Raw genomic sequence first — 26,186 nt, 5'->3', positions numbered from 1 at the left:
GCGCTTGTACTCAAAAATCAACAATAAAGTTATTTAATTTGAACTCAATGCCTTCTATCTATTGGTAATAAGAAGTTAGTAATAATTTATTAGTCCCCATGTCTTTCATGCATCTCTATTTTTTTATTTAGTAAATCCTTACCCCAAACTTGCATTGCTTCTGATTGTATTTTTTTGATGTAGTTATGTCAATGGCCTCTACTTTTCTAACATTCTATGTAGGGTATTTTTGGATATTCGATTTACATATTACGTTCGTGGTTATGTCATCTCATGCTGTTTTGATTTTCGCTATCCTATCTACTATATTGCTAGAAATCATATTTTACATATTAGATAGACTAGAATTTTCAGCACCGAATTCAAATAATGAATAGAAAATTGCATGTATTGTACATACTACATTCGTAAACTATTATGCAAGGAGAACAAACGATGACAGAAGAAAAATACGCAGCAATGTACCAATTTGGTAAAACAACTGTACACGTTACATCCTTTTTAAATATAAAATAGCAGTGGAATCACTATTTTAATTTCTACATAACCCCGTTTTCTTTTACCCCCTTATAAAGAACTTTACGACTTACACCAGTAACTTCACATATCTTCTTAACCGGATATCCATTTTCTTCACGATTAGCAAGCAGCCCTAAGGCGTGCTCCATTCTAGGGCTTTTATCCCGCATTTTTTAGTTCTTCCCTTATATACGCCACGTTGTTTAGCAAAGTCTATCCATTCTCGCTGGCGCATCTTAATTTTGTGTTCGTTTGTTATGTAATATTAACAACAAACAAGACGCTCCCCAGATAAAGGAAGCGTCTCCGATAATTGCTATAAACTTTATCAAACTTATTTATCCTCACATTATTTATTTCTTTGCTTCCATACCCCATTATCTTTACGATAAGTATTCTTGCCATCCATGAAGTCAGCCGTATTACCCGGAATACTATATTTCTTATTCTTTTTCTTAGCCTTCTTCTTCAGCCTTTTCTCTTCTTGAATAGCTTGCAAATCCGCCTTCCATTGTTTCAACAAATCCTTTTCATGTCGCATCGAATTTGTACCCCTTGGATTAAAATGTGAACCAAATAATTAGATTCTACCTATTTATATAGATATCCTCCAATCCAATGTACCAAATTATGTTTTTTGTTTTAAATAGACCAACAATATATTAAAATATCCCATATATCCAAGGAGGTTTGTCATGCTCAACTTCCATAAAGAATTATCCCTATTAGGATTCTTTTTATTTTTATACAGTTTCATCAGTACCGTCTTTTTATTACTATTTCTTAGCGTGTAGTAACAATGCAATGTGTATAAATATATGTTTAATGTGTTAATTCTATAAAAGAAGTAAAAAAGCACTTCTGTTGGATGATTAATATATACTATATATTAATATTGAATAGCTTTATTGATAGACTTTTAAAATCAATAAATATACTAGCTGAAGCCAATCTATACCCGATATTCTTTCCTATAGCACTAATAGTAATCTCCACTAAATGAAGTTGCACATCATCTTTTTCAAAAATTCTCACCTTTATAATCCCCGTTTTTAACCATAAATTATATTAACATTAATATAATTTATGCACTTTATTCTTTCCACCCACTTTATGAAACATCAAGTGTTTCAAATAAAACATTTTTTAAAGCTCTCCTACCTTTCCGTAAGCGAGCTTTTTTAATAACTATTTTGCTTAAATTCACCTTAATTCACATCTAGTTTTCTTAACATTCGAATTAATAACTGTACAATATAATTAATCTATTTTTATGAGAGGTGATTATTATGAAATGGAAACAAAAATACAATCCGAAGTATCTCTTTTACCGCATGTATAGTTATGTTTATAAGGCCCTTGATAATATATCATGGTCTTTAAAATAATTTACACATTTGTAGTATGCTCTTTTCCAATCGCTATAAAATTAGGAAGAATAAAGATGCTTTATTCTATATGTTTTCTCCAAACCGTCTTAAGAATAATGCAGTTTTTTATTTTTTCAATAGTACTTACTAAGTATTTCTGTTAATATTTAATTACCGATATGTGTATCAACCGGTCTGTGCTTCTGTACGGGCTTTTTTTGATGCTTTCACGCTTCGTAATCCGTAATCCCCAGGAACCTGCCTATTTCTACTAGTTTCCCGAATATTAATACAAACAAAAGCCTGCCCTATTATCTCTATAAAGGCATCATTGCAAACATAATCCCTTATTGCTTCTATGGATTATCAACTTTTTCATAATATTTTTCAGAGTTTTTATATTCATATTTCTGTAACATCTTTATATAACATTTTAATATATTACGTGTTAAACTTAAAACATTCCAAGAAGTCCTTTACTTTTAGAATCGACAATTCTTCAATACCCTTAGTCTTGCCCTGCATCCCCTGCAGGGCTTTTATCATTTAGCTAAAGGTTGATATAGGTAAACCTTTTGTGCGTTTCTTCAACCTTATCTGTGCTGTTATTTATACCTCTAGCTCTTAATTTTTTTATGATCCACAAGATTTTTTTCGTTTGTATTCATCTCTCTGCTATTTATCCGTTATTTTCCATCCTTAATAATCCATTTATTGATGCGCTCCATAACTTTATTCTTAGTTAGATTTTCAATAACCCCCTCTATTTTCCTAAAATTCAATCAAATCCTTATAAAGTTCTAACGAGTATTAATTGATAGGAATCTCACAACAATAAATGGAATTTATTCTCAAAATCTATTAATTATTATATCTGTCAAACTATTAATTAATTTATCTTTTCTTCATATTTTCATTGTTTTTTGACTACCACCTAATAAATAAAATACACAAATAGGTAAGGAGCATTAGTATGATTATACAAGAAAAATTATCTTTTTCAGATCTAGATTCATTAGATTCAACTACAGATTCCATAATGGATACGTTTAAAGAACTTTATGGAATACTTCCTGATGAAATTGCAGTAAATAAAGTTCGTCGTTACAGGGGATAATTTCATCTATACTGAAGACCTCCATTAAAAATAACAGTATTTCCCTCTCTTGTATAAATAGAGAAAAGTGTTGTTACTCAAGTAATCGGATAAGAATGAAACTCTTAAATATATTTGAGAATTATTCCTATCAGCCTCTTTGATATGGTACGTATTTACATAAGATATATTTTATGGTAAAATTAAACTAATCTAAATATTCAATTAAGGAGGAATAGTATGGTATTCAATATTCAAGCTAAAAGGTTATTAACACTAGTTATGGTAACAATTTTACTAGTAACACTATTAGTATTTCTCAATCGTTCTGATAGTGTAAAGGCAGAAGTGAACAAAGATTATTCAGGTGAAGAAATTTATAAAGGAATTGTATTAGGACAAGGGAAAGTAGCGACGTTATTTCCTCAAGTATGGGATGAAGAACAAATTCGTAAAGTAAACTCTAAAGAATCGTTAGAATTTTCCGCCAAGATTATTAATGAAATGAAATTAAGTGATCCTTCTTACTTCAATAACTTAAAAAAAGCAGTTAATTCAAAGGAACCTTTAGAAGTAAATCAAGCTTTTGAAAACGGAAGTTATTTGTTAAATCAAGCAATTGAAAAGCTTAAAGTGAATAGTTATAATTCAAAATCTCAAAATCGAGCAGGAATAGGACTTATCGCAATTGTTGATAATAGTAAATATTATATTACCTATTATGCAGCACCAAAAGAGAGCCTTGAAGTTTCTTCTCTAGCTAATGTTAAAACAAGTAAAAAGTTAGAACAAGAACAACTAATTCAGAATGTTGTTAACCAACTATCTTATTAAATTATTAGTTTGTGTACAGACTAACAATATTACCTAGTTTGTTAGCATTCTTTATTGCTAGATTTTTATATCATAAAATAAAATTACTCCCAGATATACGCCCCTATTATGAATAGCAAATCTGAGAAACAAATAGAAAGACCTACTCTAAAAATCAGAGTAGGTCTTTCCATTTGCTTTTAAAAAATAAATTACAAAGATATTAAAGCTGATCACTATCAATATAAAAATGAGTTAACTCACCATCTTTTGACATATAAGAAATCTGAGTTTTAGCAGTTGTAACAGTTAAATAGAATGGTGAAGAAAAATTATTATTGATGATTTTTCTTCCTTCGCTCTGACATATATCTACTCTATCACAAGTTTTTTCTATTGTATCTGTAAGTACATTTGTAAGTGTCATTCCAGATGGACCATACCCTTTTCTAAATACATCATACTTTACAGTCATTTTTATTTTCTCTACATCCCCAGATAAAATTTTGGTTGTAATATCTCCTCCAAATTCGCCTGGATTTCCATTAGTATGACCAATAATGCCTTTAAAATTCGCTTGGATATCATCTTTATTACGATTACCTGAAAAGTTTCTGTTCCAATCATAACTATTTACATATGTATTGGATAAATTTTCATTGATATGTTTTCTAATTACTTTTGTTTGATCTGCTTGTAACTCTTCAGCTTGTACACTTGGCAAACTAAAAGTAGTAACTCCTAAACTTAAAATTAATCCTAAAAACAAATTATTTTTTTTCATTATAATTCCTCCTTTTTTTATTGACAAACAATAACGTACTAGTAAATATCTCCAGACACACTTTCCAATATATGTTATTGAAAAGTAGCTTGAGTTGTATCCAAATTATTAAAAAGATAAATTACATTACATATTCCTGTTTTAATATTTATCTAGATTATTTTAATTAACTATTTGGTAGAATATATATTCTATTAAACTTTTTTCGAAATCGCTTTAAATCCTTAAGTTACTTACATCTACAAAAGGTATATTTTTGAAAGAAATAAAAAGAATATCCTTTAAGCACACAGTTTCTATTTAACCATTTGTTATTAAAATATAATTTACTTTTCACATTCTTAAATGCAATTTTTTTGTATAAATATGCTGAAGGTACAATAATGAGCAATAAAGCAACTCCATATATAATAAATAAAAATTTTATAAAGAGTTATATAAAACAAATAAATTTTTCCTACGTTAATTTATCCTTCCAATTTTTCGCAAAATAGTCTATCAGAGTTTTTACAACTTAGTTATTTATTTGACATTCGCCCTGCAGTTTTTACAGCATTATCCACATCTAAAATACCATGTCCATATAATCTACTGTTTTTAATAGTACTTTTAACACCATATTTATATAAAAAATCTATTGATTTTTCTGGTTGGTTTTTGTATTTATTTTGATCAATAATTAAAGCTAAAGTAGCAGATACTTTAGGAGCTGCTAAAGAATTTCCGTATGTAGTAAAGTATCCCCCTGGCCATGTACTAAAGATTGTTTCTTGTAGATAAAAACCTTTATTTATCCAATCATTTTCTCCATATTGTTTATATAGTCTAAGATCCCCTCCAGGAGCTACTATATCAATAATTCCCTCACCGTAATTAGAGAATATAGATAATTCATCTTTCATGTTAACCGATGCTACGGCTACTACATCATTAAAACTAGCTGGAGCATCAAAAATCTTGCTACTCATGTCCATTTCATCTTCAGCTTTTCCCTTGAAAAATTCATGCATTTGTTTATTATCTTTAAGATTAAGTGAATCATTGCCAACAGCTGCAACAACAACACTTCCTTGATTTTTAGCAAATTGAATAGCTCTTTTATACCCTTCAATTTCAGCTAAATTATTGACTGAACGATCATTATTAGAATGTACTATTCCATTTATTAGATAAGAACCTAAACTCACATTAATTACGTCAACATCATCCTTTGCTGCTTCTACAATTCCTTTAATTATCCAAATATTTTCAGATTTCTTCTTCCCTAATGCCCTATAAGATTTAATACCAATTCCAGGTGCTACTCCTTTAATACGCCCATTTGCGGCGATCTGGCCTGCAACAAGGGTACCATGTCCATTAATATCATTAATTTGATTAATATCCCCTGTTTCTTCAATTTCTCCCCCTTGAAAACCACCGCTTGGAACTAAGTTCTTTGAGCCCTCAATAATATTATTTTTCAAATCCGGGTGATTGAAATCAAGTCCCGAATCAACAATACCTACAGTTACATTTTTTGTCCCAGGATATACACTATAACTTTCTCCGTTATTTGTTATCTTTTGCATATCCCATTGCATTTTCCATAATGATGATTCTGACAAAATATCATCATGTAGATTGTTTAATTTATCCTGTTCATTATTTATAGACTGATTAAAGGCTCTAATTGAAGAATTATTTTCTAAAGATTTCATAGTTTTACTTGTTGTCTTTATTTGTAATAAACCAATTTCTTTCACCATGTAAATTATTTGTGCATTACTTGATGAAAATTTACCAATCCATTCATCTACATCTGCATTTTTATCTAACAAAATTGTATAGAAACTTTCTTTTTCGTCTGCATGAATATCTTCGCCTAAAAAAAATAGGGAAAATGTTAAAAAGAGGGCCAAAATAATTCTAATTGTCTTCATGTTAATTCCTCCAATTTTCTAAATTTCTTCAGGAAAATATACAAATTAAATTATAGATTTTTATACAATAAGGATCGAAACCATCAATATAATAAAATAGTTAATAAAGATAGATAATAAATTCCAATTAAGTGTATTTTAAAATTAAATCTGAAAAAACATATTTGATTATTACCAATATTTAGATTACAATATTCTATATATATAGAAAAATTATACATTAAATACTTTTGAAAGGAGTTAGAATATGAATAACATTATATTATTTGATGGCGATTGTAATTTCTGTAACCAAAGTATCCAATTCATTATTAAGAGAGACCCTCTTGGGCAATTTCAATTTGCTTCTCTGCATAGCTCATTAGGTAAGAAACTATTAAAACGATACAATATCGATGAACACATTGATAGTATAGTATTAATTAAAAGCGATAAGAGTTATATAAAATCAGACGCCATACTAAACATTTGTAAACATTTAAATGGAATGTGGAAATTCGGTGCCCTTTTTTTATTATTGCCCAAATTCGCTCGAAATTTTTGTTATGACAAATTTGCAAAAAATAGATATAAATTATTCGGGAAAAATACTCAATGTTTAATTCCGTCACCAGAAATAAGAAAGCGATTTCTAGATTAGGTAGCAAATTTGTACAATTTTAGAAATTTGCTAAGAAATATAAAGAAAAGATAAAGCAAAAATTATACAAAATGTAATTTTAATGTTAAAATTGGTTTATAATTACATTTCGAATAGGGGGAGTTAAATTGATATATATCCTTGTAAATATGGGTGTCAGTCTATTGATTGGAATTATATTTATATTAGTTTCAATATTAATGAAAAAAAAGCCACCATTGGATGTTAATTTAATGTATGGTTATCGAACAAAACGCTCAATGAAAAATAAAAAACTTTGGGACGCTGGAAATAGATATAGTGCTGAAATTATGATCCAAAATGGATATTTAATAATTGTCCTAGGGACTATTATCAGCTTAGTCTTTAAAAATCCTTCTACCTCCATACTTTTAATTATGGGAGCTATGATCTTATTAATTATTAGTATGATTGTAAGAGTAGAAAATAAACTAAAGAAAATAGAAAGATCTTGTAACTAAAGATTACATATAATTATTTGTATAAACCATTTATTTTAAAGTGATAAAATAAATGGTTTTTTATTACCCATGTTGTTTCAGCTATAAAATGTGTTCTTAATTTATTAAACTTCTTCTTTTGAGTAAAATCAAAATTTCGATGTATAATATTAAAGCCCGGTATAAATTCGAATAAGATACCTTACATAAAATTATTCCAAACTAACTAATTTATCAAAACCGTATAATTTTTATAAACAAGGGTATACATAATGGCAGTGCCATTATGTATACCCTTGGAAAATTTATTTTGAAAAATTAGTAGCAATTTGATCAATCAATACTTCTTGCTTTAAGTTTGATTGTGAATCTGCTCTAGAGGAACCCCAGAATTCTTTTTCTGTTACAACATATAAATAGGCAACTACACCACCGCCGGCTGTTACAAGTACTGCATGAGTTACTCCGCCTACTGTAGTTACTGCAACGGCAGCATATGCTGCCCAAGTAACAGCGGCACAACGACCTTCTCCAGTTCCTAATTCTTTTTTATCTTCTACAATCTTTACTGAACTTGTTAATAATTTTCCACCTTTTTCAAGAGAAGATTTAATTTTTATAGGATCGCCACTATATACAGCTTTTTGTAATTCATCAAAATATTTTGGATCATTTTCCTTCATAGCTTTAATTACTGCATCAGATACTTCTTTATTCTCTTTTTTACTTGCTTCTTTTATGCGTTCATCAGTCCAAACTTCTGGAAGTGTTTTTGCTACCTCCCCCTGACCAAATACTAGTCCACGATATAGTGTTTCTCCATCATATTGATTTTGTTTATTCTCTACAGTAATGCTTGATTTGTTATGATTACTAATGTTTTTATTATCCGCAGCAAACGCTGATGTACTATTTAATGCTAATCCTAATGCTACTACCGCTGGTACGATTTTTTTAATTGTTTTCATTTTTGTTTTCCCCTTTTATAAAATTTTTATAAGTTTGGTTACTTCCTACTCTCCCGATAAGAAGTATTTTGTTACTATAAGATACTTAATAGCATGAAAAATTTTTAAGTGAATTTCTAGCATATTATAAATTAAAGATAGAGTATTCTAACAACAAAATCTTGTTTATGATTATTTATTACACTTATCACCATCATCTATAGTTTTTCATTCCAATTATAAATATAACATTCTGGATAATTAATTATTTTGAATATACATACATGTAATGGACTAGTTCCTCATTCTTATTACACATTAAATTTCTGACCTACTAAAGAATCTAGTAAAGAAACTACTATGTATAATCTTTGAAAAACTCATGTACTATAAATTTATGTGTTTCTTTGTAAAAAATCGTAATCTTATATTTGCCGTTCTCTATTTTTATATCTACTCTAGAAGTTCTTATAAGTTATATTCGCTATCAATTATCTCTAAAAATCACCTCCTTTCAGTTTTAGTATATTTACATTATTAAAACGCTCTATATATCTATAACATTATCTTTAGTAAGTTAAGTAATTCTTATTTATTGACAGCCAGCTTTGTACTCCTCGTTTCAGATGATGCTTCTTTTTTATTATGAAACAACGCAATCTTTTTTATAAATTTAAATTCTTGATCCCAGGGTCTCAAGAACAAGATAAGCGCTCCACACATCGTTACTGAAAAGCTTACTAAGCCTAGCATTAATGCTATAGACTCATGGAAAACCAATGCTAAAATCAAGAATTTATTCCAATATTTCCTCGGAGCGAATAAAGCCCCAAATAAACATATCTGTAACAACAAAGTTCCCCAGGTAGCTACAACCACCAACGGAGAAGATAATATTGGCTTCACTAAATTATAGATAAGAGGTGGTAATCCTAACATTGGATCAGCTAAGTAATAATAAACTGCCGTACCATCTACCCATTCTGCATTAAATAATTTTGCGATAGTTGAATGTAAATATAATATTGCAACTTGGAACCTTATTACAAAAAAAGTCACAACTGCAATTATGCTCTTAACAATTTCACGGCTTGAATTAATATCTGTTGAGATAGGGCTTTGCCAATGCCATTTTCTAGAGTCAGTTAACGTTATTGGTAATAGTAATAATGATAAAACAGCATTTACCTGTTCTCCACCATCTAATGTCGTAGCTGAAACTTGTAAACTATAAGCTATAAACCAATGAATAATACCTGTAATTTGTGGACGCCATCCAGATACTACAAGTAATAATAAGCCTACACAAACCCATCTTATTATATTTAGATATATATAATCATTTGGGAGTAAACAAAAGATACTAATATTCTTTGTACAACTTGGAAACTCTGATATACCTGAAGCTGGACGAAATAATATCTGTGCATCATTTAGAGACAAAGTTAGTAATAACGATAATGCTAAAAGCGTTCGTGCAAGCCCATATACATTTGTCCAAGGAGTATTTGAAGCGCCTAAATTATATGCATAAGAATTTATTTTTTTGAACATGTTACATTCACCCTTGCTATTTTTGATGGCATATCTAGCTTTCTTTTACTCCATGCCCATGGGACAGGTTGTTGATTTACAATCCCGATATCGCCACATATAGTAGGATTAGGACTTTCATTTTTAACTTCCATTTTAACTTTAGATTTTTTTAAGCATTTTGTAGGATCCTCATTACATTCCTCCATAGATGTTTCAGGAACTTGAGCTGATATCAATCCTGATTCAATTCCTTGACTTCTTCCATATCTTTTTAAACCAAAATAATTTTCCGGAAGATTATTTGGCCATGTAGCAGCTAGTTCACCGCTCTTTACATCTACCAAACTGAAATATGAGTCTCTCGGACTTTTACTATAAAATCCCCATCCTTGTGGAAACCAAGTAATTATGTTTACTTTTTTGCTAAATGGTAAATCTTTTATTGGATTAGGAGGTAGTGCACTTTGTATTGCATATAAAAATATTAAAAACCATAGAACAGATATTGCTAAGAAAGAAACACCGAATTTTACAGATGAATTTTGATTGAGATGCATACTTTTTCTCTCCCCAATATAATTTTTAAAATTTATTGTAAGTATAATGTTATATTTATACTCCCCCTTCTTTTCTTTCTAAATGACATCAATAAATTCAAATAGACACATTATCAACAAATGTAATTATATACAAATTTTCCATATAAATGAATATAAAACTTTCGACAATTGTCGATAAATTTTTATTTTTTACACTATTAAACGTCAAAATAAGCTAAAATTTTATACTTTTAGATAATTCCAGGAATATATAATGATAAATACAGACTATTCAATCTGATTAAATATCACTAATATATAATTAAAGTGCATTTTCCAAATTTTTTCAATCCTTAAATTACATTAAAAAGAAATTTATAATTAAATATGTTTATACAGAGTTTAATTTGTTCTAAAACTTTAGAATATACTTATAAGTAAAATAAGAAGTTCTTATTAGATCTGCATTAGCTTTTTATCCTTCCTTAATAATGGGCCACAGTATAGAAATAGATTTCTTGTTTATTTATAATTGTCAGTACCATATAAAGGAATTATTAATTACATTTGAACCTAAGAGGGTTTAAGGGATATCTTCCATCGACTCATTTAATATTTAATTTCATTAGATATTCACGTATTCAACGAATTATTGAAAAATTCGTGATACTGTTTGACTCACACGCATATGGAGATAAATATGAATTGCTAGAAATCTTATTAATAAAACAACTACAATTAAATTTTTTACCATGTAATTTTTATTTTTCGTTCTACAAATGATTTTAAGCAATATACATGCCAACAATTATAAAGTAGATATAAATAGGTGATATAAGTTTTAAAATAAAATTCACTTAAATTCTATAGTCTAACTCAGCCAATATATCGTATTAGTTTCATATCATTATTTAAATTAAAATATAAATTTATTTATTTACATTTATGGAATATTGTGTTAGTGTTCGTTAGTGAGAATATTCAAAAAAGGAGGATTTAATATGTTATTCATAATTCAGTTAAGAAAGTTATTATTACTATTTACAGCAGTAACTCTATTAATTACAGTTTTAGTCTTTTTTAACAGGCCTTATGGTGTAAAAGCAGCAACGAAAAAGGAATTTACAGGTGAAGAAATTTATAAAGGTGTAGTATTTGGACAAGGGCCAGTTACAAAAATTATCCCTCAAGTATGGGATGAAGAAAAAATAGAAATGGCTAATTCGAAAGAAAGTAAAAAAATCATTAATACAATTATTAGTGAAATGAAAGCAAAAGATTCAACTTATTTTAAAAGGTTTGAGCAATCTTTTAAAACAAAAGATTTATCCGTGATAAAACAAGAGTTTGAAAATGGTAGCACACTATTAAAAGATACAATAGAAAGTCAAGATTTAATTGCACAAACAAATGAAAATACTCCATCAAATAATACAGGAAATATAGTAGTTTTATCAGGGCCTGTATCACTATCCAATATCCAAGCATTATATTTAATAAATCCTGTAATATTGAATAATGTTTATAACGTATCCGTATTAAGTGGATTAGGAAGTAATAGCGAATTTGAAAAAGAGAAACTAATTCAAGATATCTCTAATAGTATTGTTGATTAAAATATAAAAAACATGAAATAAGCTACAATTCATTAGAATCAATTGGTTTTGTAGCTATTTAAAAATTCAATACTATTTTTTTCTACTGATGGGGATGATAGTTCTACAGTTAATGTAGAACAACAACTCATCTAATTTTAATAGAGGAGAGTAATTACATATGAAAACGCGTAGTCAAATTGCTTTAACATGTCTGGCCCTTTTACTAGCTGGCACCTCACTATTAACATCAACGTCAATCATAAAAGCAGAGGCCACTCAAGACGTAACTAACTCTTTACAAGTAAGTACTCCAAAAAATCATAATGACCTAGAGCAAGCAATGCGTGATACATTACAATTTGGTGCTCCTGGGATACTTGCTAAAACTACTGAGGGTGATAAGACTTGGTCTTATGCTGCTGGGGTAGCAGATCTAAATACTAAAAAACCAATGGATGCGAATTTCCAATTTCGCATTGGAAGCGTGACAAAGACTTTTATTTCAACGGTTGTCCTTCAATTGGTTGGAGAAAATCACCTGAATCTCGATGATTCTATTGAAAAATGGCTGCCTGGTGTCGTTCAAGGTAACGGATATGATGGTAATCATATTACCATTCGTCAACTCTTGAACCATACAAGTGGTGTTGCTGAATACCTAAGATCAAGAAACATTAATGTGTTAGATCCAACTAAATCATATACTGCGGAAGAAATAGTGAAAATTGGACTATCTTTTCCTCCGGACTTTGCACCAGGAACTGATTGGTCTTATTCAAACACTGGATACGTGATACTAGGTATCCTTATTGAAAAAGTAACTGGTAACACCTATGCGGAAGAAATTAAAGAACGAATTATCAAACCTCTTGAATTGTCAAATACATTCCTACCTGGTAATTCAGCAGTTATTCCAGGGGACAACCATGCTCAGGGATATATACAAATAGCAGGGATACCTGAATTACTAGATTGCACTTATTTTAATCCAAGTATAGCCAGCTCATCTGGAGATATGATTTCTACAGCTGACGATTTAAATAAATTTTTCTCAGTTCTACTCGGTGGCCAATTACTAAAGGAAAGCCAACTAAAGGAAATGCTTACCTCAGTTCCTACAGCAAAGGGAGATACTGTAAACAGATACGGTCTTGGAATCTCTGAAACCAAACTAAAAAACGGCGTTTCGGTTTGGGGTCACACAGGAGGTATTCCAGGATTTCGTACTCTTGTCGGGGGCACGCTTGGAGGCAAACATATAATGACTATCAATATCAATTATATGGGCGGATCTCACATTTTGGATAGTTTTGATTACATGCTGTTCACTGAATTTGGTAATTAAACAAATTGAACGCTATCCTTTCTATATAATCATAGAAAGGATAGCGTTTTTTAAATCTTTTCATCTGATTAATTCCTATTGTTTGTTCAAAACGTTAAAAATAGATTTTATAGAATAAAGAAAAATAAACCCTAACACTTACTTTTTCAAGATGCTTGTCGTCTTGGTTGCTCTAAGACGACTTAAACGAGTAAAATTATTGAATCCTCTTATTCATCCATAAAAACTCTTGACTATAGTTAGTTCATTGCTCTTGATTGAATTATATCCTCTAACCCATTTAGCGTTTAAAATGATATATTCTCTAAAGATTTTAAACTAATACTAGTATGTGATACCATTCTATTAAATCAATTTTATAAGAGGTTCTTATAATGATCAATGGATCCCAAACCTTATCTATCTCTTCTGCAAATGCTAAACTTTTTGGTAAAAACAATGTAAAAACGAATACTAAAATTGACACACATATGTCATACGTCTAATTCTTTCCATTCATGAAGTCACCTATATTACCAGGAATGCTATAACATCATATTCTTTTTCTTAGCTTTCTTCTTCAGCCTCTTCTCTTCTTGAACGGCTTGTAAATCTGCCTTCCATTGTTTAAACAAATCCTTTTCACGCCACAGCGAATTTGTGCCTATTGGTTTAAATTTAAATCAAATAACTATATTTTTTTCTATTTATATAACCATTTAATATAAATGTCCATTTTTTCTCAAAATAAAAAGCACCTGACGATTACAGGTGCTCAAATATATGCTTTTCCTTATTAAAAAGTGCAATATAAAAAGGGTACCCTTCAACAAATAAATATGGCGCTCCAAGTTTCATCTCATATGATAACTCGTCCCACGAATTCATCATATGCTTGTCTTATTAGAATGTTCACTGGCTCAATGTGGAATTTCTTTTTAACTTTTAACAAAGAAAAAACATCCATTTTGGATATTTAATGTACACTAATATTAATATTGAATAGCTTTATTGATAGACTTTCTAGAACAAAAATATACTATATGAAACTGATCTATATCCAATATTCTTTCCTGTAACATTAATAGTAATCTCCGCTAAATGGTTTTGCACATCATCTCTTTCAAAAAGTTTATCTTCAACTTTTTCAACTATTTCTACATTATCCACTTCTTTAAAAGTTTTCAGTAATTTTTTTCTAGTAAAATAATATCGAAATTTTCACCTTTAACCACATCAAATTTAATCTTCATTTTTATTTTCTCATTATTAACTAGTTAATATATTAACATCAATATGATTATATATATGATCATTAAATAATTCAAAAGTTATGCTTTATTAGAATCCCCTATTGCTTAAATTTGGTTTTTATCTTCACATTAGGTACGTGAAATTTTATTATCTCATTATTGAATAAGAGAAACTTGAATAACTAGTATACCCCTAATCTACTCTACATGGTTCCATTATCCATTAAGCCTTTAATAATTTACGTGTCTTATCTATTTGATTAAGTCTGTTTTTTTAAGCGACATATCAGAGATATTTTATATCTATTTCCTACGTGTGTTAGCCAGTTCGTTTGCAAACTTGTTAGCACATTTTTTATATTTCTTCTATTTTAGAAATAATTTTTATTACCTTTAAATTTTCGCACCAGAACTAGAAAATCCCTGACTACTCGAAACATCAACTATCAGGTACTAATATTCAATAGCGCGTACCGAATATGATTAAACATTTTTTAAACCAACGGAACGTTTAAGAAATCGATTTTTCTCCTATCGAAATTTATTTAGCTTACAGTAATACAGTGATCATATATTTTTAAGAATAACGGAAGAATATATAGAAATTGCTTCAGAAAAGACATTTTACAAAAACTTTATTTATTAAAAAACTGTATACCAATTCCAAAGAGCAATTTATTCCACTTTAAGATCGGTCCCCCTATCACATCATATCCCTCTCACTTAGCTGAAAAATACAGTAAAGAATGACAAGAATTTTATAATTGAACTCCCCCCCACTTTCGCTTCTAAACGAAGTGAAAGTGGGGGGAGTTCAATTTTTAAAGGTTTGCTTGTACAAAAACCCTTTAGATATTTTTATATTAGATAATATACACATACAAATAATATTATAAAAATAAACTTAAAAAGAGAATGAAACTTCCAAATTTTAAATTTGAAATCATTTATTTTCTAAAAACAATCCCACATCTTTATCAACTAATTTTAGAATATTTAAACAATAATTTTATATACATTCCCTGCATAAATTATTCATTTTCTTTTATATAACACCTACTTTTTTACTTCTGATAAATTATCAAACATTGGATTATTATACACAACCCCAAAAACATGAGGTATTTTGTAGAATTTTGTCTATCAATATGTATGTACACCCTTTTGTAGTGGATATAGACTGTGAGGTGTAAGGAGATACCTTACAAAATATTAAAAAGGAGATTATAGAATGAGTAGATTAACAAAATTCTCAAAGTTAGTATTTGCAACTTTAATCGCGGGAAGTAGTTTAAGTACCTTTGTTTCGTCGCACAGTGTACAAGCTGACACCTTAGATCCTAATTACCAAGACACTGTAAAATTCATACCACCTTCTAGTGCTAGGCCAGCATTGGAACAAAAAAACACTATTGTTCCCGAATCAAAAGTTATTATAAACCATTATGTAAAGTAATCTAAAGCACATTTCCAAACTAAAGAAAGTATACCAAAAGGGATTTATTATTCTTCAGAAGGCTTTAAGGGCTATATACAGGCAAGTACCGTTTGGGATATGGGAGATCATTTCGCAACACTATATTCCGGAACCGTTATTCGATGTTAGACTTTTAATCCCTTCTCTCCTAATGCTTATAATGATCAATAGCTCACTGCCAATACTGTAATATCTATTGTTCATAAAATAAACCACAAAATCTTTCGATTTCATGGTTTATCAAATATACAGATAATGCTAAACGAATACTCTAACATTACCTTCCCCAAAGTTAATTATAGAGTATTTTCAAAAAATTACGTCTACTAACATCTTATTGTTGAGGCTATTCATTTATTTCAATATGATACTTTTTCATCTCGTATATGCAATAGACAATGATAGCTAAACTCCAACTGACACCATAATAATCATGTGTGTAGAAGTCATATCCCGCCTTAATACCTTTCTCTATTACAACAAATGTAAATCCTAAAGCCACCCATTTGTTAATTTTCATCTTAATATACGTTAAAGAGATAATGATTAAAAATAAAATATTTGTAAGATGATTTATCATTAGCTCATATTTTTGAATGTATACTGCCATCATACAAGCAACGATATTAGTCGAAATGCCAAAGGCAATCATCGCTCCCCAAACCCTGTCCAAAAGTCCCATTCCTGAGTCAGTCCCTTCCTAAACAAAAATCCTTTTCTTTAATTCGTTCCTTCACCCTATTCAAGGTATGCTAAATTATCCTTGTCTAATGAATATCTATTTATCTTTTCATATAGAGCAAACAAAATCTCTACTCATAATTTTTTCTTTATTAGGCAAACAAACTATGTCTAATCCGTTTGAACTAGCGGCTTCACTCTTCTGGTAATGGGATAGCACAATTTATTGAGTTGACTAACTCATTCAACCCACTGGCACCGGCAGGCAACAAAATAGTTGTCTGCCATTTTCATGTATCCTTTTTGAAAATGTAAAAAAGATAAGCTCCTGTCTACTTTTGGTATAGGACTTTTTCCTTTCACATATACTATTTTTGAACCTGTTTACCAATACGTGTCCTTATGGTGCCTTGAATTCCTCCTAAAAAGGGCTGCAGATACGACTGCATGCCCTTTTTATTTCCGTTGCTGCTCTATATTCCATAAAATAATTAAAAACTAAAAATGTATTATTACATATTTTTTTCTGTTCAGATTATGTTAAAACTTACTTCATAGTCGAATTATGGTTTCGTATCTAATTCAGCAATATGAGAACTGTTTACCTAAAGAAAAGACACCCAAAAGGTGTCTTTTCTTCTTTTAATCTAAAAAACATTTTTCCTTTTCAGTAAGACCCACTTATCCCTCTAATCTAAACCTCATCTTTAAAGGCAATTTAATCACGGTACTTAAGCTTTTTCACCTATTTCGATATGCCTATAGTTTAATTTGAAATCAAATTTCCAGCACTATATTTGCTTTCTTACAGATTTTCTGTCTTGTTCTTAATTCTGTCAAAATCCTCATGCAGCTATACAAAGAATATATGATTATGATTCTAAGAAACTATGTGTTCCCTTAACCCTGTATCCGGCCCTGTATTTTTACAGGGTCTTTGTTTATTTTATTTACTTTTACTGGCTTATCAGAGTTAATACACAATCAATTTCAATTTAAATCGTTTAAATGTTAGTTAGAATTTGAAATAATATATCTATTACCTTTTTTAACAAATGAAGTCTACTATTAGATTTCTAAATGTATACTGTAATAAGCGCCATTTAACACTATACACATAGCGTTAAATATGTTAATTGAATATTATTAATAATAAGTATAAACATTATCAATTTACTATATATTACATTTATGTAAAAATAGATATATGTTAAACTTTTTCAAAATCTTTCCCCTAATAAAGATTTGAAGTAGCATTTTATGATTCTCCTTACTGTTAATATGCCTTGAAAAAGAACCCTATAGGTTTCTTTTTCTTCTCATTATAACCTCAGTAAGTCCGTATTTAACATGCAAAAAGGACCGCTAATTACCTGCAGCCCTTTAAACATTAATATACACTTGTATTAAATACTTAACACTTTAAAGTTTAGAAGTATACAATAACAAATCTTTCCCAGCTTCCAGCTACATAACTAGTAGCTGTTAATTCTCTACCACCATTTGCTGATATATATCTACCATTACTTAGTGCTTGTAATACATATATTCTATTGTCTCCACCATTATATAAGATAAATTTTTCCCATGCCCCAACTGATGTACGATCTGCTACTACTCTACCATTTGGCTCAAACGAAACATACTTCCCATTACTTTTGGCTTTTAAAGCGTACGTATATAATTCTCCAGTCGGAATTAATTCGAATTTCTCCCATTCATTAACTGCATTACGATTAGCTGTTACATTTCCCAAAGGCTCAGCAGAAACATATTGTAAATTTGCTGCCTGTATAGCAACTGTCCAACTTCCATTAAATAAATTTACGCCTTTTAATGTATCTGCTTTTGATAGGTTGGCTGCAGATACATCATTGGATGGTGTAATCATAAATATCATTAAAACCATCGACAACACCATTAAAACTAAATTTTTTGAGATTGTATTACCTCTTGCACGTGTTATAAACCTTTTCATTCCCATTCCTCCCTTAATATACATAGCACTCATATACATCATACCAAATATGTAAAACTTTGTAATATTTGAGAGGATTTATCAACAAATACCCTACTATTCTGTTTCTTTTTTCTCAAATCTATTGCACTTAAACATTTATCAATTCAAAAACATATTTATAAAAAGAAAGAGTTACTTAGAAAGTTGCTTTATTTGCTGAAAAACAAAAAAGGAATCCTTTACGGATTCCTTTTTGCCTTGCACTCTTTTTCAAATAGTGCATTTTTGCACCTACTTTTAGTATACCTTATAATTCATACAAAGCAAATAAGAATAAACAGAATTCACTTCTTTATTTTCATAAAAAGATGTGAGTTTAGAAATTAATTATACTAGACTCACTTTCGAAAGATTTGTGTTCTTCCAACAATAATTATAAGCTTTTGGCTATACCAAACTGAAATGTACCTACCGCTTTATTATCGCTCTTCACATGGTTAAGGAAGGCGAATTCTTTCGGTAAATTCGTTAAAATGAGCAACTGTTTAAATTATTTATTTACTTCATTCCATAATGACAAAGCAAAAATCCAGTTTGGATCTCCATTCCCTTGATAACTTTGAATTGCCTCGTAAACCTTACCCTCATGAACTACTTTATCCCCTTTTTTATACGCTTTATACGCATCCCATTGTTCATAAGTGTTTTCTTGTCCTTTTGTAGCAATTGTTAAGGCATCACTTTTCATTGATTCATTGCCAGCTGTATCAACAGCAGCAACTACATACTTATATATTGTATTCGCTCGCAAATCTTTATCTGTAAATGAAGTTGTATTAGCAGTGCCTATTTCTTTCATAACACCTCCATCTTCTCTGTAGACAATATAATGATTCACATCTATGTTATCTTCAGACGGACTCCACATGAAGTCGATACTATTCGTAGTGGTTCCCATACTGTGTAATCCTTTAGGCTGAGTTGGTGCTTCTGTATCTGATTTTTCCACTGTTGTTTTAACAACTAATGCTTCACTTTCCCTTGATATATTCCCTGCAGCGTCTACTGCTTTTACTGTATACGTATACTCAGTGTTCGGGCTTAATTTTTTATCAACTACACTTGTACCCACTACAGTATTAATTAATTGACCATTACGTAATACTTGATATTCTTTGACCCCTACATTATCGATTGCAGGCTTCCAACTAAGTTCTACACTATTTGAAGTAGCTTTTACGACTTGTACTCCAGATGGCTGAGTTGGCGCTTCTGTATCTGGTTTTTCATTATTTATTAGATTCACATCGATCACATTATAGAAAGCATTTACAGTATCAGCTACATCCCAAACTGCTAATATGACATGATATCCACTGCGATCAGTTGGTACATTGATTTTATGTGATAGATTATTAGATGCTGCAGAACCATCGTGTTTTACAGTTCCTATTGGTTCAAAATCCACTCTTGTTAAAGGTTTATTTGGATTCCATCCTTTTTTTGTAATATAATAGTGCCACTGACTTGTTGAATGAGGAGCAGTATATTTCCAAGTGAATGTATTCTCCCCGCCCTTAATAGTATTCTTAAACCATCGATCAGCTGTTTGTTGATCAAGAATTCCACCAAATAGGCCTCCCGCTGAAGCAATTTTTCCATCAGCTGGCCCGCCTTGCGGGAATCCTTTAGGTGCTTCTAAGCTTTGCGGTTCATACATTATATTTCCACAATTTGAATTCAGCGCCCCATAATTTTGACTGCATAAAGCAGCACGGCTACCTGGCTTTTCAACGAACCCATGTGCATAGGCATTTTGAGGAATTACAGTTGTACCCATAATTCCTACTGCTACTGCAGCGGCACTTAATCCTTTTTTATTTGTAGCCATTTTTTTTAACTGCTTAAAGAATTTTTTGTTCATTTTAATAGTCCCCCTTACTAATTTCTTCACTTTATTAAGAGCATGAATGTAAATGAAAGCTAAATATACATAACTTCATACTCAACTATTCATTTATCTTTATAACATTCAAATAACTCTATAATTAAATTATTACATAATAATTTATTAAGCTTACAAAGAAATTGTGACAGTTATTGGACTTTCTTCAACTACCATCCTTTCTTACTTAAAAATTATACGTTCCATAGCTTGAATTAAAAACTTACACTTCAATATAATATTCTGAAATTCACCCTTTCCAAATTTCATTCTTCAAATGATTATACTTTGATCAACATAGAAAAAAGTTTCCCCTATAATAGGAAACTTTTACTTATAATTTACCTATAGCCCTAAAATTTCTACAATCTGACGAGCTTTAGTATTATCAATATAATAATGCATCTCTAGTCCTTTTCTTTCTGCACGGAGTACAATTCCTCTTAACTTTGCTAATTGTTGTGAAACAGTGGATTGTGGAAGTTTTAATATTTCTGTTAACTGTGTAACATTGCACATTTTATGATGTATTAATTCACTTATGATTTTTAATCGAACCGGATGCGCCATTACCTTCAATACATCTACATCTTCTTCACGGATTTTAGCTAGATCATTATTAGATATTACTGTTAACATTTCGCATTCTCCTTTATTATTAATTTCTACTTTCCTATTATCCTTATAAGTAATACTTATAGATAATTACAATTTTTCCTGTTGAGAAAATACATTCTACTCAATACAAAAAGACACCTATTCCGAAAACAGTTTTTTACCGTTCCAATGAATTGGTATCTTATAATTTTTTAACCAGACTCTTTTTATTCATATTATAATTTCTACATAACTTTGAATAATGCTTTCTAAGCAAAAACAATACTTCCACTCCTCGTTTCAAGAAAAATTTAATTGAAATATTTACTTTCTCATATTGCTAAACCTATAAGAACCCTCTACTCATCTCACCTTTTACATCATATATTATTTATTTCTCAACACAAAAACATGGAATAAAAATTCCAATAATGGTAATATAATGGTACCTTCAGTTGTTAACTGTCATCCCTTTTTTTAATCCCTGTCTTTAAAGACAGGGATTTTAAATTTCCTTAACTAAAACTGTCTATTAATTATAAACCTAAAACTTCAATAAGCTGCCACTATAGTAGAGAGAGGCTTTCATATTTATTCATTCCCCTTTCATGCAAACATGATATTTTCCGACTCACTTCAATCACATCACGTTTGCGTGAATTGTTAATGAGAAAACCATGAATAAAATATAATTGGGTCATCACAATTAATTTATTTTTCTGAATTTTATTGAAAAATAAATATAATACAATTAAACGAACTGGATACTTTGCTATAATGGTAATATATAACATTAGTAGACTTTTATAGGATGGGGGAATATATAATGATGGTTTCAGCTAAGGGGAATAATGAAATTACAAAGCTATTAAGCGATTGGTATGTTGAAATCCGCTCAAGGCGTATAGGTAATGCACATCAATTAAAAGAAATAATTGATTCTAAGATGCATAATATTGAAGAGGATCAAGATTTACTACTCACTACTAGATTTTAGATACCAATTTGTAATTGATAATTTAAGCGTTTCAAAAAGCAGTTTTGACAAAGTTGAGGCTTTTGATATGCCTACAGATAATTTCTTAGCTTATTATTATCACTTTTTCAAAGGGATTCATGCCTCTACTATTGGCGAATATCAAATCGCAAAGGAGAGTTATGAAAAAGCAGAAAAACTTTTAGACTGCATTCCTGATGAATTGGAAAAAGCGGAATTTCATTATAAAGTTGGAGCTTTCCATTATGACATATATCAAGGGCTATTATCTTATAAAAAAGTATCAGAGGCAAGAGAAATCTTTGCTCAACATGCTGGGTATGAGATCAATGTAGCATTCTGTGATAATCTTATAGGCTTAGCTTGTACTCATTTGAGAGAATGGGAGCTCGCTGAAGAATATTTCACGAAAGCAATGGATATGTTCCAAAAAATAGACGAAGAACAATTTATTTTAATGGTGCGTCAAAATTTAGGGTTAATGTATGCTACTCAAAATCTTTCACCATTAGCCATTAGATATCTTTCAGAAGTAAATCAAAAAATGCCTAACAATTATAAGGCTCTTTTTATTGAGGCAAGGGAACATATGAAGGAAGGAAATCACTCCGTGGCCAAAGATCTCATAGCAAAAGGATATTCCGTTTGTCAAGAGATTGAAAATATAGAGTATCTACACCATTTTAAAATATTAGATGCAATGAATGGAGGTTTTCCTGCCGAAGCACTTGAAATGACAGTGTTAAAAGGCGTATCATATTTTAAAGAGCAAGAACTTTTCGAATTCATTAAGGAATACGAAGAATATCTTGCTACTGCATTTTATAAAGAGAATAACCATATTAAAGCAAGTCATTATTTCTATTCATGTTCTCAAGCAGGAAAAAAAGTTATTGAGAAGGAGGCATTAAAATGAAAAAGACAATTCTCGGTTTAGTTGGTGTAATTACTATTTTTACTTTAATGTTTGGTGCCCAATCCCCTACAGAAACACATAAAGCTATTGATGTTATTCAATATGCTCACGGAAATCATGGTGGTTAAGATCTTAATTTAGCGAAGATAAAATCATACAATATGCTCGCGGCCATACTGGCCTAAATAATCAAAGGTCTTCACTTCATTGTGAGGGCTTTTATTTTTATTAATAATAAAAAAGGAATCCTTATACTAAGGATTCACTCCAGGAAAATATGTAGAAAGAGATACATCAATGAACGAAATATATTGAGAAACATAAAATAAGATTGAATATTCTTTCTTTTTAACATAAAATCAATATGAGTCAAGTGACATCATCTCTCTAACTCTTCTAAAAGAATCCTTTATGACATGGGGATTCTTTTGCTTTAGACAATTTATTCTTATTTTAACATTTGCAAAAACATCTTCTTAACCAACTACTCAACAAATATAAGTAAGGACTTAGTTTTATGAACATTTTTATGATCTAAGCAACAGGTAATAGTCTTCAATATTTGTTAGATGTTATCATCAGAGAAAAAATATCCTAAAAAATAAAAAGATGCTCTATCAATACTGTAAGAAGATTTGCTGCTAAACATGCATTTTTTCATTGTACCTTTTATAATCTGATCTTTTTAACACTAAAGAATCAAGTATAGATTTATAGCCATGAATTCTTCTATTTGTACATATAATATTCTTTGTATCTTTCAAAATTCGTTTTTTTTGTTTGTGCTGATGTTGTGGGTGATTTTAATGATTTAGATACTACTACCTGCTTTGGTATTTGTAATGTGCCTCGTTTCTTAAGTTCTCTATACAAACTACTCACATTGCACCTCAGTTTTTTTGCAATAGTTGGATATTCCTCTCCTTGATTAAATAATTGTACTGCTTTTTTACATTTTGTGTCCCACTTTTCTTCTGTCGTTTGAAATTTTTGAGTTCTTTTTTTAACTCTATGTTTTTCTAATTTAATACTCTCTCTTTCTATTTTACATCGCTTGGCAGAATACTGTTCTGCGTCTGCCTTACGCCCGGAATGCTCCTCCTGTAAACGTATCATTTGTACTTTTTTCGCAATTTCTCTCAAGTTAAAGTCACCTCATTTCGTTTGATAAATTCTACCAGTACTTGATCACCCTATTGTCTGTATCCCCAATCATCGTTTATAAACAAGCTATAAATACTCAAATTCCCCTTATAATAGTTTTCAATCTAATATTTACGGAAAATTATAATCAATTCTATCTTTACACAATTGGAAACTATAGTAAATTGATAATGTTGACACAGAATATTCTAAACTTTAATTAAAACTATACAAATCAGTAAACTAAACATTTTCTTTGCTTAAAAAGTCAAAAATATCGTTTTCGCTTAGCAAAACAAAATACTTTATCTATTGTAGCTATGGCACAAAGAAAAAGAATGCAGACATGTACTGCACTCTTTTTTAGTAACCCCTATATCAATTTTTCACCACAGTCAGCTCCTCCATTATTAGAAGACTAGACTTTACGCTTGTGAATTTATTATTCTGCAGTACATCAGCTTTTGCAGCTATATTTAACAACACTCTTACTATCATCCTATTTCGAGTTAAAATTAAAGACCTAATACTCCGACAATCTGACATGCCTTAGAATTCACAATATGATAATACATCTCTAATCCCCTTCTTTCTGAGCGAAGAATTTTCCCACGCATTTTAGATAAATGCTGAGATACGGTAGATTGAGGCACATCTAATAGCTCTGTTAACTGTGTTACATTACAAATTTTGTGGCGTTCTAGCTCTTTCACAATTTGTAATCTAACTGGATGGGCCATGATTTTTAATAGTTCTATATCCGCCTCTGGAATTTTGTACATTTCATTACTTACTTGCATTGTTGTCATTTTTTATTTCTCCTTTTTTAACTCTTTTTATTTTTATCTATTTATAGGTATTTTGTGTTTATTCGAACATATTGTTCATAATCACTGTATTGTTTAATCTTTTGTCTCTCTCAGGTTTAATATATAGAAGTATTATGATAGCTAAAAATCCAACAAAAGATAGCATAGGTATCGAGATGAAACCGAATAAATTTAAGTGATCTTTTGTGCAAGAAACTCCTACTGAACAAATCTGCATCTCACTATTAGGAAACGCTTGAATTGTAATTTGATATACAGATAACATTAAACCAATACACGCAAATGGAAATGCATACGTGCTTACGTGCGAATCTTTTCTATATATCCCTATTCCCAATATTAATACTAATGGATACATGGCCATTCTTTGGTACCAGCACAAATCACATGGCGGCAGCTTCATCCATTCACTAAAAAACAAACTAATTAACATTGCACTAGTAGCTATCGTCCAAGCAATTACAATGTGATACTTTTGAATGATCAACATCTTATTTTCACCTCACCTATTTTTTTAAATACAAAACATTTGCTAATATATGACTAGTTTATTTCCGTGTTTCGAGTACCCTGTTTCAATAGAAAGTATCCAATCATTGATATCTTCCCAGTCATATCCCCTCTCTTTTAATTCTAGAGGGAAATGATTTTCAAAATCACCACGCATTTCGTACATGGTTTCTAATGCTTTCTCTAGCGGACCAAATCTATATACGATGTAAAATGTACCCTATAGAATAGACACTTGAAAAAAGTCTATTCTATAGGGTATTTCTTGTATAATAAAAGGAAAATTGGGATCGGAGAATGTTGAAAATGACAAAAAAACTATTTACAG

Annotated in this window: 21 protein-coding genes and 5 pseudogenes; 10 read left to right on the top strand and 16 right to left on the bottom strand. The window is 30.0% G+C overall.

Translation table 11 applies throughout. The features are described 5' to 3' along the window. Positions 1–539 precede the first annotated feature (539 nt). Positions 540–760 (bottom strand): annotated as a pseudogene (locus CGQ22_RS18465) (recombinase family protein); the annotation flags it as partial. Between the two features lie 108 nt (positions 761–868). After that, positions 869–1,060: a hypothetical protein gene (locus CGQ22_RS18460; protein ID WP_001215520.1), complete on the bottom strand. Its 192-nt coding sequence runs from the start codon at positions 1,058–1,060 to the stop codon at positions 869–871. A 1,802-nt stretch (positions 1,061–2,862) separates the two neighbouring features. Here CGQ22_RS18460 and CGQ22_RS31490 point away from each other — a divergent pair. Both CGQ22_RS31490 and CGQ22_RS18455 read left to right on the top strand, forming a co-directional pair. After that, a complete protein-coding gene (locus CGQ22_RS31490) occupies positions 2,863–3,006 on the top strand; it encodes a hypothetical protein (protein WP_254704113.1) in 144 nt (47 codons plus the stop codon). 219 nt (positions 3,007–3,225) lie between these two features. Continuing rightward, a complete protein-coding gene (locus CGQ22_RS18455; protein ID WP_000231680.1) occupies positions 3,226–3,819 on the top strand; it encodes a sporulation delaying protein family toxin in 594 nt (197 codons plus the stop codon). 202 nt (positions 3,820–4,021) lie between these two features. On the opposite strand, the gene CGQ22_RS18450 is transcribed toward CGQ22_RS18455, so the two are convergent. Both CGQ22_RS18450 and CGQ22_RS18445 read right to left on the bottom strand, forming a co-directional pair. Continuing rightward, entirely contained in the window at positions 4,022–4,582 is a 561-nt protein-coding gene (locus CGQ22_RS18450; RefSeq protein ID WP_000739973.1) for a hypothetical protein, read from the bottom strand. 518 nt (positions 4,583–5,100) lie between these two features. Continuing rightward, positions 5,101–6,504, bottom strand: coding sequence for a S8 family peptidase (locus CGQ22_RS18445; RefSeq protein ID WP_089149076.1), 1,404 nt, complete (start codon positions 6,502–6,504; stop codon positions 5,101–5,103). 247 nt (positions 6,505–6,751) lie between these two features. Here CGQ22_RS18445 and CGQ22_RS18440 point away from each other — a divergent pair, with 247 nt between their 5' ends. After that, positions 6,752–7,144 carry a thiol-disulfide oxidoreductase DCC family protein gene (locus CGQ22_RS18440; protein ID WP_089149075.1) on the top strand — a complete coding sequence of 131 codons (393 nt, stop codon included), beginning with the start codon at positions 6,752–6,754 and terminating at the stop codon, positions 7,142–7,144. Between the two features lie 128 nt (positions 7,145–7,272). Continuing rightward, a complete protein-coding gene (locus CGQ22_RS18435; RefSeq protein ID WP_000639377.1) occupies positions 7,273–7,626 on the top strand; it encodes an SdpI family protein in 354 nt (117 codons plus the stop codon). A 284-nt stretch (positions 7,627–7,910) separates the two neighbouring features. On the opposite strand, the gene CGQ22_RS18430 is transcribed toward CGQ22_RS18435, so the two are convergent. From CGQ22_RS18430 to CGQ22_RS18420, 3 genes are all read right to left on the bottom strand, one after another. Continuing rightward, positions 7,911–8,573, bottom strand: coding sequence for a sporulation delaying protein family toxin (locus CGQ22_RS18430; protein WP_000848946.1), 663 nt, complete (start codon positions 8,571–8,573; stop codon positions 7,911–7,913). Positions 8,574–9,140: 567 nt separating this feature from the next. Further along, the gene (locus CGQ22_RS18425; protein WP_089149074.1) at positions 9,141–10,106 is read right to left on the bottom strand and encodes a sporulation-delaying protein SdpB family protein; all 966 of its coding nucleotides are present in this window, start codon (positions 10,104–10,106) and stop codon (positions 9,141–9,143) included. Next, positions 10,091–10,645, bottom strand: a complete 555-nt coding sequence (locus CGQ22_RS18420) for an SdpA family antimicrobial peptide system protein (protein WP_000550498.1) — start codon at positions 10,643–10,645, stop codon at positions 10,091–10,093. Before CGQ22_RS18420 ends, CGQ22_RS18425 begins: the two co-directional genes overlap by 16 nt. A 983-nt stretch (positions 10,646–11,628) precedes the next feature. Between CGQ22_RS18420 and CGQ22_RS18415 the strand changes: the two genes are divergently transcribed. Both CGQ22_RS18415 and CGQ22_RS18410 read left to right on the top strand, forming a co-directional pair. Further along, entirely contained in the window at positions 11,629–12,243 is a 615-nt protein-coding gene (locus tag CGQ22_RS18415) for a sporulation delaying protein family toxin (protein ID WP_000897367.1), read from the top strand. Positions 12,244–12,403: 160 nt separating this feature from the next. After that, positions 12,404–13,570, top strand: a complete 1,167-nt coding sequence (locus tag CGQ22_RS18410) for a serine hydrolase domain-containing protein (protein ID WP_089149073.1) — start codon at positions 12,404–12,406, stop codon at positions 13,568–13,570. A 955-nt stretch (positions 13,571–14,525) separates the two neighbouring features. On the opposite strand, the pseudogene CGQ22_RS18405 reads toward CGQ22_RS18410, so the two are convergent. Continuing rightward, positions 14,526–14,802: pseudogene (locus CGQ22_RS18405) on the bottom strand (hypothetical protein). A gap of 615 nt (positions 14,803–15,417) precedes the next feature. Here CGQ22_RS18405 and CGQ22_RS31485 point away from each other — a divergent pair. Both CGQ22_RS31485 and CGQ22_RS18400 read left to right on the top strand, forming a co-directional pair. Further along, positions 15,418–15,552: pseudogene (locus CGQ22_RS31485) on the top strand (glycosyltransferase family 2 protein); the annotation flags it as partial. Between the two features lie 481 nt (positions 15,553–16,033). Further along, positions 16,034–16,408, top strand: a pseudogene (locus tag CGQ22_RS18400) (hypothetical protein). Positions 16,409–16,625: 217 nt separating this feature from the next. Here the strand turns inward: CGQ22_RS18400 and CGQ22_RS18395 are convergent. From CGQ22_RS18395 to CGQ22_RS18380, 4 genes are all read right to left on the bottom strand, one after another. Beyond that, complete coding sequence (locus CGQ22_RS18395) at positions 16,626–16,961, bottom strand: hypothetical protein (RefSeq protein ID WP_089149072.1); 336 nt, start codon at positions 16,959–16,961, stop codon at positions 16,626–16,628. A gap of 1,428 nt (positions 16,962–18,389) precedes the next feature. Further along, positions 18,390–18,938: a fascin domain-containing protein gene (locus CGQ22_RS18390; RefSeq protein ID WP_089149071.1), complete on the bottom strand. Its 549-nt coding sequence runs from the start codon at positions 18,936–18,938 to the stop codon at positions 18,390–18,392. Positions 18,939–19,470: 532 nt separating this feature from the next. Continuing rightward, complete coding sequence (locus tag CGQ22_RS18385; protein ID WP_089149070.1) at positions 19,471–20,844, bottom strand: lytic polysaccharide monooxygenase; 1,374 nt, start codon at positions 20,842–20,844, stop codon at positions 19,471–19,473. Between the two features lie 366 nt (positions 20,845–21,210). Further along, positions 21,211–21,504: an ArsR/SmtB family transcription factor gene (locus CGQ22_RS18380; RefSeq protein WP_089149069.1), complete on the bottom strand. Its 294-nt coding sequence runs from the start codon at positions 21,502–21,504 to the stop codon at positions 21,211–21,213. Between the two features lie 784 nt (positions 21,505–22,288). Between CGQ22_RS18380 and CGQ22_RS18370 the strand changes: the two are divergent. Together CGQ22_RS18370 and CGQ22_RS18365 are read left to right on the top strand one after the other, a co-directional pair. Beyond that, a pseudogene (locus tag CGQ22_RS18370) lies at positions 22,289–23,375 on the top strand (response regulator aspartate phosphatase). After that, positions 23,372–23,503, top strand: a complete 132-nt coding sequence (locus CGQ22_RS18365) for a hypothetical protein (RefSeq protein ID WP_000751016.1) — start codon at positions 23,372–23,374, stop codon at positions 23,501–23,503. Before CGQ22_RS18370 ends, CGQ22_RS18365 begins: the two are co-directional and overlap by 4 nt. A gap of 601 nt (positions 23,504–24,104) precedes the next feature. Here the strand turns inward: CGQ22_RS18365 and CGQ22_RS18360 are convergent. The 4 genes from CGQ22_RS18360 to CGQ22_RS18345 form a co-directional block, all read right to left on the bottom strand. Next, positions 24,105–24,518: a hypothetical protein gene (locus CGQ22_RS18360; RefSeq protein WP_089149068.1), complete on the bottom strand. Its 414-nt coding sequence runs from the start codon at positions 24,516–24,518 to the stop codon at positions 24,105–24,107. Positions 24,519–25,033: 515 nt separating this feature from the next. After that, the gene (locus CGQ22_RS18355) at positions 25,034–25,327 is read right to left on the bottom strand and encodes an ArsR/SmtB family transcription factor (protein WP_080495034.1); all 294 of its coding nucleotides are present in this window, start codon (positions 25,325–25,327) and stop codon (positions 25,034–25,036) included. Between the two features lie 58 nt (positions 25,328–25,385). Continuing rightward, positions 25,386–25,838: a disulfide oxidoreductase gene (locus CGQ22_RS18350; protein WP_089149067.1), complete on the bottom strand. Its 453-nt coding sequence runs from the start codon at positions 25,836–25,838 to the stop codon at positions 25,386–25,388. 42 nt (positions 25,839–25,880) lie between these two features. Further along, positions 25,881–26,066, bottom strand: a complete 186-nt coding sequence (locus CGQ22_RS18345) for a hypothetical protein (RefSeq protein ID WP_089149066.1) — start codon at positions 26,064–26,066, stop codon at positions 25,881–25,883. Positions 26,067–26,186 lie beyond the last annotated feature (120 nt).

Origin of the sequence: Bacillus sp. M13(2017) (genome assembly GCF_002218325.1) — a bacterium.
Classification (GTDB): Bacteria; Bacillota; Bacilli; order Bacillales; family Bacillaceae_G; genus Bacillus_A; species Bacillus_A thuringiensis_K.
Note: the sequence above shows the minus strand (reverse complement) of the source record. Positions and strands in the feature narration are given on the sequence as shown.

Bases quoted from the DNA above. Each gene is read 5' to 3' on its own strand.
- CGQ22_RS18410 (WP_089149073.1), top strand. From the start codon at position 12,404: ATGAAAACGCGTAGTCAAATTGCTTTAACATGTCTGGCCCTTTTACTA.
- CGQ22_RS18445 (WP_089149076.1), bottom strand. From the start codon at position 6,504: ATGAAGACAATTAGAATTATTTTGGCCCTCTTTTTAACATTTTCCCTA.
- CGQ22_RS18420 (WP_000550498.1), bottom strand. From the start codon at position 10,645: ATGCATCTCAATCAAAATTCATCTGTAAAATTCGGTGTTTCTTTCTTA.
- CGQ22_RS18430 (WP_000848946.1), bottom strand. From the start codon at position 8,573: ATGAAAACAATTAAAAAAATCGTACCAGCGGTAGTAGCATTAGGATTA.
- CGQ22_RS18380 (WP_089149069.1), bottom strand. From the start codon at position 21,504: ATGTTAACAGTAATATCTAATAATGATCTAGCTAAAATCCGTGAAGAA.
- CGQ22_RS18355 (WP_080495034.1), bottom strand. From the start codon at position 25,327: ATGACAACAATGCAAGTAAGTAATGAAATGTACAAAATTCCAGAGGCG.
- CGQ22_RS18350 (WP_089149067.1), bottom strand. From the start codon at position 25,838: ATGTTGATCATTCAAAAGTATCACATTGTAATTGCTTGGACGATAGCT.
- CGQ22_RS18390 (WP_089149071.1), bottom strand. From the start codon at position 18,938: ATGAAAAGGTTTATAACACGTGCAAGAGGTAATACAATCTCAAAAAAT.
- CGQ22_RS18425 (WP_089149074.1), bottom strand. From the start codon at position 10,106: ATGTTCAAAAAAATAAATTCTTATGCATATAATTTAGGCGCTTCAAAT.
- CGQ22_RS18450 (WP_000739973.1), bottom strand. From the start codon at position 4,582: ATGAAAAAAAATAATTTGTTTTTAGGATTAATTTTAAGTTTAGGAGTT.
- CGQ22_RS18440 (WP_089149075.1), top strand. From the start codon at position 6,752: ATGAATAACATTATATTATTTGATGGCGATTGTAATTTCTGTAACCAA.
- CGQ22_RS18455 (WP_000231680.1), top strand. From the start codon at position 3,226: ATGGTATTCAATATTCAAGCTAAAAGGTTATTAACACTAGTTATGGTA.
- CGQ22_RS18385 (WP_089149070.1), bottom strand. From the start codon at position 20,844: ATGAACAAAAAATTCTTTAAGCAGTTAAAAAAAATGGCTACAAATAAA.
- CGQ22_RS18395 (WP_089149072.1), bottom strand. From the start codon at position 16,961: ATGGGACTTTTGGACAGGGTTTGGGGAGCGATGATTGCCTTTGGCATT.
- CGQ22_RS18415 (WP_000897367.1), top strand. From the start codon at position 11,629: ATGTTATTCATAATTCAGTTAAGAAAGTTATTATTACTATTTACAGCA.
- CGQ22_RS31490 (WP_254704113.1), top strand. From the start codon at position 2,863: ATGATTATACAAGAAAAATTATCTTTTTCAGATCTAGATTCATTAGAT.
- CGQ22_RS18460 (WP_001215520.1), bottom strand. From the start codon at position 1,060: ATGCGACATGAAAAGGATTTGTTGAAACAATGGAAGGCGGATTTGCAA.
- CGQ22_RS18365 (WP_000751016.1), top strand. From the start codon at position 23,372: ATGAAAAAGACAATTCTCGGTTTAGTTGGTGTAATTACTATTTTTACT.